This window comes from Acidisoma silvae (assembly GCF_020618775.1).
Classification (GTDB): Bacteria; Pseudomonadota; Alphaproteobacteria; order Acetobacterales; family Acetobacteraceae; genus Acidisoma; species Acidisoma silvae.
Window position 1 is genome coordinate 41062 of sequence record NZ_JAESVB010000018.1, and the last position, 14061, is coordinate 55122.

16 protein-coding genes and 2 pseudogenes are annotated in these 14061 nt (G+C 56.3%); 6 read left to right on the forward strand and 12 right to left on the reverse strand.

What is annotated here, in order from left to right; all coding sequences use genetic code 11:
- Positions 1 to 28 precede the first annotated feature (28 nt).
- Positions 29 to 316, reverse strand: coding sequence for a LysR substrate-binding domain-containing protein (locus ASILVAE211_RS26545; protein WP_227323477.1), 288 nt, complete (start codon positions 314 to 316; stop codon positions 29 to 31).
- Positions 317 to 322: 6 nt separating this feature from the next.
- On the opposite strand from ASILVAE211_RS26545, the pseudogene ASILVAE211_RS21800 reads away from it, so the two are divergent.
- Together ASILVAE211_RS21800 and ASILVAE211_RS21805 are read left to right on the forward strand one after the other, a co-directional pair.
- Positions 323 to 505, forward strand: a pseudogene (locus ASILVAE211_RS21800) (transposase); the annotation flags it as partial.
- Positions 506 to 533: 28 nt separating this feature from the next.
- Positions 534 to 785 carry a transposase gene (locus tag ASILVAE211_RS21805; RefSeq protein WP_456304499.1) on the forward strand — a complete coding sequence of 84 codons (252 nt, stop codon included), beginning with the start codon at positions 534 to 536 and terminating at the stop codon, positions 783 to 785.
- Between the two features lie 141 nt (positions 786 to 926).
- Here ASILVAE211_RS21805 and ASILVAE211_RS21810 read toward each other — a convergent pair whose 3' ends face one another.
- The 8 genes from ASILVAE211_RS21810 to ASILVAE211_RS21850 form a co-directional block, all read right to left on the reverse strand.
- On the reverse strand, positions 927 to 3296 hold the full coding sequence (locus tag ASILVAE211_RS21810) for a membrane-bound PQQ-dependent dehydrogenase, glucose/quinate/shikimate family (RefSeq protein ID WP_227323478.1): 2370 nt from the start codon (positions 3294 to 3296) through the stop codon (positions 927 to 929).
- Between the two features lie 14 nt (positions 3297 to 3310).
- Positions 3311 to 4408, reverse strand: coding sequence for a pyrroloquinoline quinone biosynthesis protein PqqE (pqqE, locus tag ASILVAE211_RS21815; protein WP_227323479.1), 1098 nt, complete (start codon positions 4406 to 4408; stop codon positions 3311 to 3313).
- Complete coding sequence (gene pqqD, locus ASILVAE211_RS21820; RefSeq protein WP_227323480.1) at positions 4405 to 4695, reverse strand: pyrroloquinoline quinone biosynthesis peptide chaperone PqqD; 291 nt, start codon at positions 4693 to 4695, stop codon at positions 4405 to 4407. The genes pqqE and pqqD overlap by 4 nt, the downstream gene beginning before the upstream one ends.
- Positions 4696 to 4702: 7 nt before the next feature.
- Complete coding sequence (pqqC, locus tag ASILVAE211_RS21825) at positions 4703 to 5434, reverse strand: pyrroloquinoline-quinone synthase PqqC (protein WP_227323481.1); 732 nt, start codon at positions 5432 to 5434, stop codon at positions 4703 to 4705.
- Complete coding sequence (pqqB, locus tag ASILVAE211_RS21830) at positions 5431 to 6348, reverse strand: pyrroloquinoline quinone biosynthesis protein PqqB (protein WP_227323482.1); 918 nt, start codon at positions 6346 to 6348, stop codon at positions 5431 to 5433. Before pqqB ends, pqqC begins: the two co-directional genes overlap by 4 nt.
- Before the next feature lie 867 nt (positions 6349 to 7215).
- On the reverse strand, positions 7216 to 7365 hold the full coding sequence (locus tag ASILVAE211_RS21840) for a hypothetical protein (protein ID WP_227323483.1): 150 nt from the start codon (positions 7363 to 7365) through the stop codon (positions 7216 to 7218).
- Positions 7366 to 7437: 72 nt separating this feature from the next.
- Positions 7438 to 8202, reverse strand: a complete 765-nt coding sequence (locus ASILVAE211_RS21845; RefSeq protein WP_227323484.1) for an alpha/beta fold hydrolase — start codon at positions 8200 to 8202, stop codon at positions 7438 to 7440.
- A gap of 76 nt (positions 8203 to 8278) precedes the next feature.
- The gene (locus ASILVAE211_RS21850) at positions 8279 to 8992 is read right to left on the reverse strand and encodes a hypothetical protein (protein WP_227323485.1); all 714 of its coding nucleotides are present in this window, start codon (positions 8990 to 8992) and stop codon (positions 8279 to 8281) included.
- A 2-nt stretch (positions 8993 to 8994) separates the two neighbouring features.
- Between ASILVAE211_RS21850 and ASILVAE211_RS21855 the strand changes: the two genes are divergently transcribed.
- Complete coding sequence (locus ASILVAE211_RS21855) at positions 8995 to 9687, forward strand: TetR/AcrR family transcriptional regulator (protein WP_227323486.1); 693 nt, start codon at positions 8995 to 8997, stop codon at positions 9685 to 9687.
- Between the two features lie 327 nt (positions 9688 to 10014).
- Here ASILVAE211_RS21855 and ASILVAE211_RS26155 read toward each other — a convergent pair whose 3' ends face one another.
- Together ASILVAE211_RS26155 and ASILVAE211_RS26160 are read right to left on the reverse strand one after the other, a co-directional pair.
- The gene (locus ASILVAE211_RS26155; RefSeq protein ID WP_319799622.1) at positions 10015 to 10272 is read right to left on the reverse strand and encodes a dienelactone hydrolase family protein; all 258 of its coding nucleotides are present in this window, start codon (positions 10270 to 10272) and stop codon (positions 10015 to 10017) included.
- A 64-nt stretch (positions 10273 to 10336) separates the two neighbouring features.
- Positions 10337 to 10561, reverse strand: coding sequence for a dienelactone hydrolase family protein (locus ASILVAE211_RS26160; protein ID WP_319799621.1), 225 nt, complete (start codon positions 10559 to 10561; stop codon positions 10337 to 10339).
- Positions 10562 to 10681: 120 nt separating this feature from the next.
- On the opposite strand from ASILVAE211_RS26160, the gene ASILVAE211_RS21865 reads away from it, so the two are divergent.
- On the forward strand, positions 10682 to 11668 hold the full coding sequence (locus ASILVAE211_RS21865) for a GlxA family transcriptional regulator (protein ID WP_227323487.1): 987 nt from the start codon (positions 10682 to 10684) through the stop codon (positions 11666 to 11668).
- Between the two features lie 815 nt (positions 11669 to 12483).
- Here ASILVAE211_RS21865 and ASILVAE211_RS21870 read toward each other — a convergent pair.
- Positions 12484 to 12771: a helix-turn-helix domain-containing protein gene (locus ASILVAE211_RS21870; protein ID WP_227323488.1), complete on the reverse strand. Its 288-nt coding sequence runs from the start codon at positions 12769 to 12771 to the stop codon at positions 12484 to 12486.
- A 65-nt stretch (positions 12772 to 12836) separates the two neighbouring features.
- Here ASILVAE211_RS21870 and ASILVAE211_RS21875 point away from each other — a divergent pair, with 65 nt between their 5' ends.
- Complete coding sequence (locus tag ASILVAE211_RS21875; RefSeq protein WP_227323489.1) at positions 12837 to 13169, forward strand: hypothetical protein; 333 nt, start codon at positions 12837 to 12839, stop codon at positions 13167 to 13169.
- Positions 13170 to 13234: 65 nt separating this feature from the next.
- Positions 13235 to 13915, forward strand: a pseudogene (locus ASILVAE211_RS21880) (SOS response-associated peptidase family protein).
- Positions 13916 to 14061: the final 146 nt, after the last annotated feature.

The following is a 14061-nucleotide window of genomic DNA, read 5'->3' on the forward strand; positions in this document are numbered from 1 at the left end:
GCAGCGCGGCGGCCTGCCATTCAGGATGTTAGCAGGACTTCTCACGACCGAGGCGCCACAGCCCCCTAAATCCGCCGCGGTAGAGCCTCCGCAAAAAATCGGTTACCCGACGCAAACGGACGGGAAGAAAACGGCGTTTTGGCCAAACCAGACTTACATCCCTGCTGTCCTCAATATAGTAACCAAGGATAGCGATGATGTTTGGATTCTGGAGTTCATCGACAAGCGAAACCTTCGCGAATAGGCCAATTCCGACTCCGGCCAGGACAGCGGCCCGGATGGTTTCAACGCTATTAGAAGAAAGGTTCCCCCTCACGGGCCACTCCGGGTCGCGGGAATAGATGATTGGAGCTGGCGACGCGGCACCCGCTGCCGCACAATTGTAGTGGATCTCGAACGGCGTTCGATCGTGGATGTCCTGTCCGATCGCTCTACGGCCAGCTTGGCGCGCTGGCTCAAAGAGCATCCGACTGTGAAAGTCGTCAGCCGAGACCGATGCGGACTTCCAACTCGCCACGCGCTTTCGTGGTATCCTGCGTAGCAAAGATCCAACGAAGCTCGAGATCTGGATCGCAGATGTCCGGCTCTCAGGTTTTTCAGTCCTTAGGCGTTTTGCGCAGATTTTAGAGCGAGACATCGATGCGGTTCGAAACGCTATAAGCGATGAATGGAGCAATGGGCAGACCGAGGGGCAGATCAACAAGCTTAAGGCGCTTAAGCGCTCCATGTATGGCCACGCCGGCGCGGAACTCCTGCGCGCCAGAATGCCGCCACCTAACGCATGATCATTTCACATGATTCGCGACAGAGCCAGTTTGATACAATGCAACACTGGCCCCTATCAAAAAACGCCAGCCGGTCGAACCGGCTGGCGTTTTGCATGTCGCGATTCAAGGCTTTCGCGGCCCTGACCCTGAGCACCCTGCTTAGCTGCCGTCGGGCAGCGCGTAGGCGCGAATATAGTCACCCAGCTTGGTGTTTACGTCGGTATCGCCGCCATCAACCGTCAGGATGTATTGCTTGCCCTTCTCGGAATAGGTCATAGGCGTGGACTGGCCGCCCGCGGGCAGACGGTCGGTCCAAAGCAGATCACCGTTCTTGGTATTGAAAGCGCGAATGTAATAGTCGAGCGTCGAAGTCACGAAGCTCACGCCACCGGCGGTCGCCAGAGGCCCACCTAGCATCGGCGTGCCGAGGTTAAAGGGCAGCGGGATCGGCGTCTCATCCTGAATGCTGCCGACGCGATGCTCCCAGATAACCTTGTTCGTGCGCAGGTCGAAGGCCGCCAGATTGCCCCAGGACGGCGCCAGGCAGGGAATACCGACCGGCGACAGGAAGGGATGCAGGTTGACGCCGAAACGCGCGCCGAACATCGGCTGCACACCGGTTTCAGTGCCCGCAGGGAGGCTGGCCGTGGGCGCCGCCGGGTTCTTCGGGCCGCGCGGAATCAGGTGCGACACGAAAGGAATGTATTGCGGGTTGGCGATGGCGATCTGATCGGCCTGGTCCACCGAAATGCCACCCCATTCAAAGGTGCCGTAGTCACCAGGGAAAATAAGCGAACCCTTCAGAGACGGCGGCGTGAACGGACCTTCATAGTTCATGCTGTGGAACATGATGCGGCAGGCCAGCTGGTCGAAGGTCGTGGCGCCCCACATGTCGGCGCCCGTCAGCTTCCTGCGCGGACGGAAGGAGAGTTCCGAATAAGGCTGCGTCGGCGAGGTATGATCGCCAGGCGCCGCGCTCTGCGGAACCGGCGTTTCAGGAGCCGGCACGATCAGATGGCCGCTGCGGCGATCCAGCACGAAGATATTGCCGGTCTTGGCCGGTGCATAGAGCGCCGGAACCACACCGTCCTTGGTCTGGACGTCGGCAAGGCTGAACTGGGACGGCATATCCATGTCCCAAAGATCGTGATGCACCGTCTGATAAGACCAGACCAGCTTGCCGGTCTTGATATCAAGCGCCACCACAGACGCACCGTAGCGCTGCTGATCCGGCGTGCGATCGCCGCCCCAGATATCGTCGGCCGTCGAACCGAGCGGCAGGTAGACCATGCCTAGTTTTTCATCGATGACGCCGGGCATCCAGGAATTGGGGGAGCCGGCCGACAGCTGATGCGTGGCGGAAGGCATTTCGTTCGGGTCGTGGTTACCGGCGTCGAAAACCCAGACCAGTTTGCCGGAATAGACGTCATAGGCGCGGATCGCGCCTGACGGCACATGCTTCGACCAGTTGTCGATGACGGCACCGCCCATGACCAGAACCTGGCTGCCGACGGCCGGCGGTGAGGTCGCGGAGTAGAAGCCGGCGGTCTCGTAGGGGCTGCCGTATTTCAGGTCGACCACACCATGGTCGCCCCAGTTCTCGCACAGCTGTCCGTCATCGGCATTGATCGCGTACATCAGGCCGGTTGCGGTCGGCAGGAAGATGCGGCGCTGGCAATCGTGCGGAGCGGGCTTGCCGTCCAGCGTCGTCGCACCGGGCTGCGTCTCATGATAGCCGACGCCACGGCAAGTCAGATGCTGGAAGGTGCGGTTGTCCACGACATGCGGATCGAACTCCCACTTCTTCTTGCCCGTGGCTGCATCGATCGCGAAGACCAGGTCATGCGGCGTGCAGGCATAGACCGTATCGCCGACTTTCAGTGGCGTCACTTCGTAGGTCGTCTGACCGGAATCATTAGGGCCAGCGATATCGCCGGTCTCAAACTGCCAGGCGAGCTTCAGCTTGCCGACATTGGCGGGCGTGATCTGGTTAAGGCTCGAAAAGCGATCGCCCGCATTGGTGCCGCCATAGGAGGTCCAATCAGCCCCGGCGACGTTACCCTGCGGCTGCTTGGCGTCGAAGGCGACATCACCGTGGATTGCCTGCACGTCCTGCGGCATCGCGATGCCGAGGGTGATGACTGCCAACACGACCGTCGCGCCAAGCGCGTATTTGCCGCTCTTGCCAATGATCTTGTTGCCGACGAAAGGCAGCAGCAGCCAGACGCCGAGCGGTGCAATGACATCGCCGCGCGGGGCGAGCTTCCAGAAATCGAAGCCCACTTCGCCGATCGCCCAGATCAGCGTGCCGATAAGGATAGCCGCATAGAGCCAGAAGGCGGCAGCGCGGCAGCGCCAGACCAGGACGGCCGTGACCAGGATGGCGATGCCGGTGATGACGTAATAAAGCGAGCCGCCGAGGGCCGCCAGCCAGATACCGCCGATACCGAAGTAAAGTCCGATCAAGGCAAATACGAGGCTGGTGATGATGAGTATTATCGGTGGTCGCGTCGACACAGGGGCTGTCATTATTTGACTCTTATTCAGGGAGAGGTTGGTTTCGCGTTCTGCCGGTAGACAAAGTCCGGCGCGACGGAGGGGCGGGCCGCGATCAGCCCTTGCAGGGCATGATGATGCGGAGATCGGGCACAAACGGGATCGGTTGCGGCGGCGTCACCCAAGAGGGCCAGCGCCTGGCAGCGGCAGCCGCCCCAGTCCTGTTCCTTGAGGGCGCAACCTTGACAGGGTTCGGGCATCCAGTCGGTGCCGCGGAAGCGCTGAAAGGCTGGATCCCGCAGCCAGATATCGGCAAGTGATGTCTCGCGGATATTGGGAAAGGTGATGCTGGTGATAGTCTCGGCCGCGTGGCAGGACAGCGCCTGCCCGGTGGGCGAGATGACGATGAAGCGGCGGGCCCAGCCATCCATACAGGATTTAGGCTGATCGCCGTGATAGTCGGGGGTGACATAGTCGATTGCCATGCAACCGGCATAAAGCACCCTCCCCGCTTCGACCGCCGCGGTCGCCGCCATCAATTCAGTCGCATCCGGCAGAAGGGCATTGCGATTGATCAGGCCCCAGCCATAATATTGCGTATGGGCGATTTCGACCCGCTGCGCGCCGAGGTCGGATGCCAGTGCCATCATGGCCGGCACATCGTGCAGGTTCTGGCGATGGATGACGAAGTTGCAGGTCAGCGGCAGGCCAGCTGCCTTGATCAGACGCGCTGCGTCCAGCTTGCGCGCCTGGGCGCCCTTCATCCCGCCGATCCGCTCGGCTTCCGCCGCGTCGGCATGCTGAAAAGAAAGCTGCACATGATCGAGCCCGGCATCGACGAGAATGCCAAGCTTCGCCGCATCCATCGTAACGCCGGAGGTGATGAGATTGACATAGAGGCCGGCGGTTGATGCCGCACGGATGAGATCCGGCAGATCGGTCCGCAGCATCGGTTCACCGCCCGACAGATGCAGATGCAGCACACCCAAGGCTGCCGCTTCCGCGAAGACGCGAGACCAATCTTCAGTCGATACTTCCTGCGCAGCCCGCGCCATTTCCAATGGATTTGAGCAATACGGGCAGCGTAGCGGGCAGCGATGCGTGACCTCGGCCACCAGCGCCATGGGCAGCGGGATCGCGCTCATGGCACCGCTCTCCGGTCGATGACAATGCCACGGTCTGCGAGATCGGTCAGCAGTTCCAGAACATCGGCCAGGATGACCTCCGAAGGCGCCTGGAAACGTACCGCCAGATCAGCCACGATGCCACTGACAGTCCGCGTTCCATCGATGGCGGACAGCACCGCCTGCGCGCTTTCATCCGGCATCATGGCGCGTTCCGGGGTCAGCAGGACCCAGACAGAGCGGGCGGCATCGAAGCGGCATTTGATGCCGCGAGGAAAAGCCGGGATGCTGTCTGAGGCGATGGTCATGCTGCCCTCAGACTGCCGCCGGCTGGAAACAGCCCGGGGGCACGAAGCCCGGCGCTAGATAAGCAAAATAAAGCGCATCCAGCTGCGACCATAGAACGTCGCATTTAAAGCGGAGCGCTGCGAGCACGGCTTCCTGTTTTTCAGTATCCGTCGCGTGGCTTTTCACATAGTCCAGCGCGAAGGCCACGTCTTTCGGCGCCTGCGACAGGCGCGGGGTGAAATAGGCGAGCGTGCCCTCATTCACGAAATCATAATGCTGCAGCATGCCGGCGACGCGCTCGCTGATGATGGTCGGCGAAAACATCTCGGTCAGCGACGACGCAATCGCCTCCAGTAGCGGCCGCTCCTGCACGAAGCGGACATAGGCATCGACCGCGAAACGCGTGCCTGGAAGAATGCCGCTGGCGGACTCAACATAATCTGCGTCCAGGCCGACGCCTTCTGCCAGTTTCAGCCAGCGCGCGATGCCGCCCTGGCCGGGCGCGTCGCCGTCATGGTCGACAATGCGGCTCCGCCATTCGCGGCGCAGGTCCGCAGTCGGCAGTCGCGCCATCAGGCTGGCGTCCTTCGCGGGAATGCGGCTCTGATAGTAATAGCGATTGAGTGCCCAGGCCTGCACCTGCGCCTGGGTAAGCTTGCCGTCATGCAGCAGCCGGTGAAAGGGATGCAGATTATGGTAGCGTTCCGCGCCGATGGCACGGAGCGCAGCTTCCAATGCGTCAGAAGAAAGAAGCGTCATAGCTGCACCGTCATGCCGTCGAAGGCGACATCCCAGCCGGCTGCGATAACCATTGCATGTTCCGGCGAGGCGCGATCGAGAATGGGATTGGAATTATTGATATGAATAAGGATCTTGCGGCCGACTGATATATCGGCAAAGGCATCAATTGTGCTGCCCTCGCCGCTGACAGGCATATGGCCCATGCGGCGGCCCGTCTTTGGCCCTAGGCCAGCCCTGATCATCTCGTCATCTTCCCAGAGCGTTCCATCAAAGAAGACAAGATCGGCATCCGCAATGCGTGACCGGACAGCCTCCGTCAGATGAGCGCAGCCGGGAATGAAAACCATGCGCTTCGCGCCGTCGCTGATATCCAGCCCCATGACGTCTTCATCGGATTGCACGTCCTGCCCTGCCGTTTCGAGAAAGAGCGGGACCTTGCCCGGTACAGGAAACAGGGTTGCCGTCAAACCGCTATCCTGCCCATCAGGAAGGCGAAGCGAAGATGGCACTGTCGTTGCAATCGTATGGCGCGTCACAAATTCCGATGACAGAGCATTAAATATTGGATTTTCTGCCAAAACATCCAGCACAGGCGGCGCCGCATAAAGATCAAGCTCATGGCGTTCGCGCAGGCAAAGAAGGCCGGTGATCGTATCGACTTCGGCCGCTGTCAGAACGACACCGGCAATTGGCGATGAGCGCAGGCCTTCCCGCGGATGCAGGACTGGCGTGGACAAAATCTGCTGCCGCAAATCCGGTGACGCATTCAGCAAAAACCAATGCCGCTGATCAGCACTGATCGCCAAACTCGTTTGACTTTGCGGAGGGCAAAGCGGATCGGCATTGCGCGCACGACCGCAGCGAACGGCATTAGAATTCCACTGCGGGAATCCGCCACCGGCCGCCGCCCCAAGGACGGTGATGAATATCATGGAAAAAAAATCGGCTCCCAGACGGGAGCCGATATATTACTTCTTAGTCGCGCAAACGTAGCTGTTGATTTCAGCGCCGAGCGAGACTTCGACAATGCGGGGCTTGTTCCAAGTCATAATACGACCTTCCAAAAAATGAACATACGTTAATTAGGATGCTAACTAACTTAACGCAAGACAGATATTTGGTTAGGCATTTTAGCTTTGCAGCGCCGGTACTTTCAGCAACAGATGTTTTAAAAAACTTAGCCTTAATAACAGAACTTCTGAAGGACCCTAGTGTGTTGGAAAATAATTATTTTATGTTTTGCCACTCAGCTTTATAATAATTTCGTGGATCGGCAAAATATATTCGTTATTGTTTGATTGTACGCGGACATGGCTGGCAATTTTGTCGCCATCGCAAAAATGTGACTGAGCGAACGAGGAGATGGCGGCGATTAGACTGACGCCACCTCGTCCACTGGGGCATCTTCGATAGTATGGACTATTTCGCTCGTCGCGGCCGCCGGACCCGGCCCGAGGATATCATTTAGAATGAAAGGATCGGATATCGCTTGGTCACCGTGCAGGGTCGCCACAATTCACGCGGATATATACTAAACGGTTTATGTGTTGATTTTCACTGAGAGCTGGGCTGTTCCACATTAAGCGTGCAGGTTGCGAGCCCTGATTTTTAACTTTTTCATATGCTGCAACAGGATTTCTGTTCCAAAGGTCCGCCTTAAGTGCTTCGCACTGAAGCACCCGCGATCAGCCCCGAAAGCTTATACAGAACAATATGTAGCTTCGATTCGATGGGATTTCTTGCACGCTTTATGCGAAAGAACCGAGAGCTGACCCGGGAAGGATGAATAGGGGATGCTCTCAATGAAAACCAACAAACTCGGGGCCGATGGAAACAATATGATCGTCTTCGACAAGAACATCCCCAACCGGAAGGTTGCCGATGTCCTCGTCCATTGAGGCGATAATACCGTTCTTATAAAGAACACGCGCATGCTTCTGTGTAGTCATGCCCAATCCCTTGCTGATTAAGGCGGAGTATCAAAACCGTCGCCTTATGTTATGATACCGCGACGAGCAACCTTATGGGGCCGCAGCAGCCTGCTCGATGACCGAAACCACAAGATCGGGGTGAGAAAGAAAGACCGTATGGCTGGAGCCGGGGACTTCAGTCACTTTCGCGCCGGCACGTTTATACATCCAACGTTGCAGGTCGGGACTGATGGTGTGGTCCGCTTCGGGTAGGACTGCCCAGCTAGGCTTGGTCTGCCACGCAGCCGCCTTGACCGGGGCCGTGAAGGCCTGAACCGCCAGAAACACTTGTGAATCCGCCATAAAATCGGCGACATTTGCGGGTGAGTCCGCCGCAAAATCGGCCCGATATTTGTCCGGATCCAGGTAAAAATACGCACCGTCCGCGGTTTTTTTGACGTCGTTATTTGGTGGCGGAAACTGCTTCATGGTCTCAAGCGTTGCGGTACTTTCGCCTGGCTTTGGCATAAGCGCGGCCAGATAGACCAGCGACTTTACTTTTGGGTCGACGCCTGCGCCGGTAATCACCTGCCCACCCCAGCTATGACCAACGAGCACAACCGGGCCATCCTGCATGTCGATCACTCGCCGGGTGGCGGCGATATCGGCGGCAAGGCTCGTCTCAGGCTCTTGCACAACAGCCACATGATAACCTTTGATAGTCAGGCGGTCATACACGGGCTTCCAGCCGGAACCGTCGGCAAAGGCGCCATGCACCAGCACGACGTTGTGGATAGGGGCCGCCTGACTGACATCGGCGAACCCCACCGCGCCAAGAAGGGCGGCCGAAGCCATCAGAGTATGAAATTTTGACATAGTTTTCCTCTTTTAGATTTGAGAATGATTCGGCATAGAATTGGAAGATAGTTGGCGCCTAAGATTATTTGGCGCGTTATTCGACGATGACACTACCTATTTGGATCAAAATCATCGTTGGCTGCGCTGGACTGGCACCTTCTGCAGTACGGCGAACAACACGTCTCAAAGTTGGAAAAAGCAAACCGCCGAAGTTTGTATGGTCATAACAGTAGTGAGTTGCGACGCCGCCGGCGACTTCCGTCACATAGTCGATACGCTGTAGGAGGCCACGATTATCAAAATAGAAGATCTGTTCCGGGCAATGCGTCGGGATTTCTTGTGGAAATTTGACATGTAACCGCCGCCAGATAGCATTGCTCTCTTGATGCGGAGACAGTTCGTTTAGCTCAAAACCCGGATATGTGAACAAGAACGGCGTACAGAGATAGTTCCACGTCGCATAGGCATTGAAGTACAGGAGCTGCAACGGATCCCAAATGGTGGCCAGCACATGGCCCGCAAAACTATCTCTTGGATTGACACGCTCCTCGATGACACTTCCATCATTGCCCGTGATCCAAACGCCGTCGGGGCGAAATTCTCCGACATTGCCGGCGCCTTGAAATGGCGTGATCGCGACAGACGGCGTGCGTGTGTTGATACGCAGGAGGGCCTTTATCCCGTCTGGTTGACCCTTAAGGCGATAAAACGGTCCCGTCAGAGATACCCTTGCGTGAAGGGATGTCACGGCTTGCCAACGCTCCAGCCCACCGTGGGCGTTAAGCGCCAATTCCAGCAGATCGCTCATCATTGTTTCCAGTCGCCCTTATTGATTGCGACCATAATTTATTGACTTTAGTGGCGATTGCAATTAAAAATATTCGTGATGATGCGTTGGAGCAAAAAATGAGAGTTTCTAAAGAGAAAGCAGCGGAAAATCGAGGTGCGCTCCTCGATGCCGCTAGCCGCCTGTTTCGCGAAAAGGGCATCGGCGGTGTTGGCGTCGCGGAAGTCGCAAAAGAGGCGGGGCTGACGCATGGAGCGCTTTACGCCCATTTCTCGTCTAAAGACGCCCTCGCAGCAGAGGCCTTCAATATTGGGTTCGCGGCTAATATGGCAGCGATGGCAGCGTGGAAGGGTGAACGGGAGCCGACGTTCGAAGAATATGTGCGAGTGCTTTTCTCGGAAGGGATGCGGGATAAGCTCGCGACTGGTTGCCCTATGACGGCGTCCGCGAGTGATGCGGGAAGGCAGGGTGAAGCCGTCAGTGCTAGTTTTGCTCGCTCCTTCAAAGAAGAGACACGCATGGTCGAGCTCGCTCTTGATCCGGCCGTCGAGCCTTCGAGGCGGGCAATATTGGCGATCGCATCTGTCGCGGCTCAAATTGGAGCTATTGCCGTCTCCCGTGCGGTCGTGAAAACCGACCCTGCATTGGCATCTACGGTCCTGGAGGCCGTCCGTGACACAATCATAGAGGCCCACAGAGCCCTCCATCATCCCTAGGTAATGTTGATGCATCGACACTCTTTCCTGCATGCAAATTCCAGACGCCAACGCAAAGGAGCGAGTCAAAAGCTCCAGGGTGCTAATTACTATCCTCGACAAGTACATCGGTTAGATTTTTCGGTGACTGGTGCTTCTCATTTTAGACCAGCATTATTCACGGTACGTTTTTAACTGCTGACTACCGCATCAAGCTCCAGATAAAGTCATAGGAAAGCGACAGACCTCTGACGAGCATTGATCGCGGCAGTGAAATCGTAATGCACATCATTGTGGCGAGCGAAAGCGTGGGCACAACCCGGATAACTATAGATGACAGATAACGGTTTACCTTCGAGCTTTCTCGATTTTCTGCTGCGCGGCATGGGGTATGTATTCATCGTCTTCACCGAGATGAAGCATGAGAGGTAAAGAAATTTTAGGAGCTTCAATAAGATGTTGATCTATGCAGCCGCCATAGTAAGCAACAGCCGCATCAACTGGAACGCGCACTGCAGACAAAAACGTCAACAGGCCACCCAAGCAAAATCCCATGACACCGACTTTACAGGGGAGATTGGTCGAGCGCCCGCGCCGCAGCCACAGTCGCTGCTATGTCCGCAGACCCTGCCTCAAGATCGAAGGTTTGGTAGACTTTGAAACCTTTTTCTCAATGCTCTGCAACAGCAGCATCCAAATCGACATTGGGCTCAATACGCCAGAAGAGGTCCGGTGCAATCGCTATGAAGCCGTCGCGGGCGAGTTCATTGCACGTTGTTCTGATATCAGAGTTTACACCAAAAATTTCTTGGACGACCGCAACCACTGGTACTGGTGTGATGGCAGGAAGCGCCGCGTAGGCATTAAAAACACCGTCCAGCTTGGAAACTTTCACCCGGCATCTCCCTTTGTTGACATAGTCGTACTGTCTTGCCAAGGCCAGATAGCTAGGTCATTGGGCCAGGATCGGACATAGCTAAAAATGACAAAAATGCCGCAAGAAAGGACAAGAGGAGTGATCGGAACCCAAGAGGAATCACAACGTGTGATAAACGTCGGTTTACTTCTATACACCGGCTGCCAGATCGCAATGATTTATGGCATGACTGACCTATTGGAAGTCGCCAGTCGATTTTCTAAGGATCGTGGTGGTCCAATTTTTATAGTTAAAAAATGGAGTAAAGGAGATGATGGATCTATCATATCTTCATTCGTAGTTGAGCGACCGGAAGAAGCTCGTCCCGATATAGTGGTGGTTCCTGGACGTGTGACCGGCCCCGCAACCCAGATGGAAGCTTTGCCATTTATTGACTGGATCAAGACCCAATATGGACAGGGAACCGTGTTAGCATCCAGTTGCGCTGGAGCTTTCATATTAGCGGAAACGGGGCTGCTATCAGGCCGTACCGTTACGATGCATTGGGTGGATGTTGAGGCGTTCCGATCCCGATTTCCTACTGTCGAGCTTGCGCCGGATCGCATTACGATAGAAGAGGGTGATCTTATCACCGCGGGAGGGTTGATGGCTTGGACCGATCTTGGACTGCGAATTGTCAACCGGTTTCTTGGTCCAACGATCATGTTGGAAACAGCAAAATTCTTTCTTGTTGACCCCGCCGGGCGCGAGCAACGTCATTATAGCTCCTTCATGCCGCGCTTGACGCACGGAGATAGTGCAATCTTAAAAGTTCAACAGTGGCTGCAGAAAGGCGATTCACTGGAAACAGCGCTACCTGACTTGGCCGCACGTGCAAATCTCGAATCTAGGACATTTACTCGCCGATTTAAATCCGCAACGGGTCTGACGCCAGCCGAATACGTGCGTCAGCTTCGAATTTCTAAAGCGCGAGAACTCTTACAATTCACGCGGCACTCTGTTGATCAAATCGCTTGGGCTGTTGGATACCAGGACACGAGTGCTTTCGCGCGTGCTTTCGTCAATTTGATCGGTATTTCTCCTCGTGAATACCGTCGCCGCTTTTCGGCTGAGGATAAGATGTGACTACTGCGGTGATGATGTAGTGTAAAAGAACGCTTTTCGCATACGGATTTCGGCAACAAGCTAAAAACTTATCGAACATGATTGCGCACTTCAGAAGTCCGATTGCCGGCCTACGTTCAAAGCGGACATTTAATAGGTGAAGTGCAAAGACCGCTCTCTAATCTCGTTTCCCATATGTGGCACGATTGGCATGTTTCCCTCCGGTGAGTGCCGTCTTGCGCTAGCGATGAGGGCCGAAGGAAAGTTCTGCCTTCAGGCATCGAAGGTGGAAAGTGTCCAGGATGGAGATAATGGACACTCGTGAGCGGCCAAAGCGTCGGCATCGGCATTGGCCCGAGGCGTTAAAGCGAGAGATTGTAGCGGCGCCCGCAGTGCCAGGGGCGTCAGCTTCTTGGTGGCGCGGCAATACGATGTCAACACCAATCTTCTCTTCACCTAGCGCCGACAGGGCCAGCGGTTAGTACGCCACTTCAAAGGCCGGACACATGACCGCACTCGTGCCGAAGTTGGATCTTGCGAAGACCTTGACCTACACGTGCCGTCCACACATGACATCTCTATATTGCTTCTACATTTTCGAGCAAGCTGCAGACTTGCGGGCCAAGCTCCCGACGGAGCTTTTCAACCATGCGCCGCTGATACTCATCGGGCGCTTGGCCAGCCGGTGCTCCGACGCTTCCATCCATCCAAGCTGTCCTCACCGCTGCACTTTTCTATATCATACGTTATATAAATGAGCACGCGAGCCGGGAAGGATAATGCAACAGAATAGGAATCACATTTTTAGGAAGACGCAGATTAGGACAGAGGCGATGTCAGTCCTTACGTCGAGCGCGTGCGTTTGTGCGGCTGGCCGATGCCGGATCAAAATGCGGATCGACAAGGTTGCTGACCGTGAAGCCGGTTGCCACCGCTATCCTGTAAAGATTATCGACGCCGATATTCCATTTGGCCGATTCACACTGGCTCAGATAGGGCTGGCTAAGATTGGCGCCCAAGCAGAGTTCTTGCTGAGTTAGGCCCGCGTATTCACGCGCAGCCTTCACATTGCGCCCGACCCATTGGCGAATGCCATCTGGCTCTGGCTTATTGACTCCGCGCACGATTGATCTCCATACCCACCGCTATTCGGGAAAACCGCTCTCTTCCCACGTCCTCAGGCGTGTTTTTGTCACAAGACCCGATTGCTGTCCCGCCTCAATTTGGCGAGCCAAAGCGCCGTTTGGGTGTAGCGAGAGGCGCGGGCGAGCTTGGCTCGGTGCTCGGAAGAACCTTCGGCGAGTACGGGTTTCGCTCATTTGAAGAGATCGGGGTGATTTTTGACTGCTTCCCGGTGGTTCATCTCGCGGCGGATCTTGGACATTCCCGCACGGAGGTCGGCCGTCAATTCATCGAATCCGGCAGATCTCAGCTCAGCGACAGCGTCGGATATGGCTTTCAAGGCCTGCTTCAGGGTCTGGTCTTTCTGGCTCAAGGCGATACGCGGCTCCAATCGGCGTGACAGAGTGCCGCCGATCAAGGCCGGTGTCGAATGCCGGGCCGTTTACACGGGGCCAGGGCCTCTTCATCTTAAGGTCGCAAGGGAGGGCAGCCCGGCTATGCAATCTTTACTCAGTCACCAAAGGCCAAGAGGCGATCCGAGCCTTTACAAGGCGATGACCGACGGGACAGGCAATTTGCCGCCGTTGCCCGGCATCTTCCCCGACTATTCGGCTCCGATCGTCCGAAACCAGCCCGGCGGCCGCGAGCTGACCATGGCGCGGTGGGGCATGCCCTCCCCCGCCATCGCCCTGAAAGGCCGCAAGACCGGCCCCGGCGTGACAAATGTCCGCAATAGCCCTCACCCACTGACGCCGGTGGCTTGGTGTTGAGAGCCGCTGTGTCGTGCCCTTTACAAGCTTTGCGAAGAATGAGGTGCTTCCGGACGGCAGCCATCCGCCGGATTTGGTTCGCTGGAATCTGGACCCGATTGACCTGGTCCTAAAGCTGAAGGAGGGTGAAACCACCGATGATGTCTTCGCCTTTCTGACGACCGAGCCAAATGCCGTGGTCGGTAAATACCATCCTAAGGCTATGCCGGTGATCCTGACGACCCAGGAGGAGATCGACGTGTGGATGGAGGCACTTCCGCTTGAGGCAATCAAGCTCCAGCGCCCATTGCCCGACACCGCCCTGATGGTCGTGGCGCGAGGCGCCAAACAGGATGGTATCAGCGAAGAGCCAGAGCCCTTTCGTTTGACACCGTGACGCTGTGCATTGTCACGAGAATTGACATTGTCTCGCGCATTGCAGCGATTTGATACCTATGCTTGCTGACGCGTGGATGCTATTTTGGCAAATGGTCGTGAGGCTTAGACTTTTCCTGATAAGAGGTTTGATCAACAGGATTCACT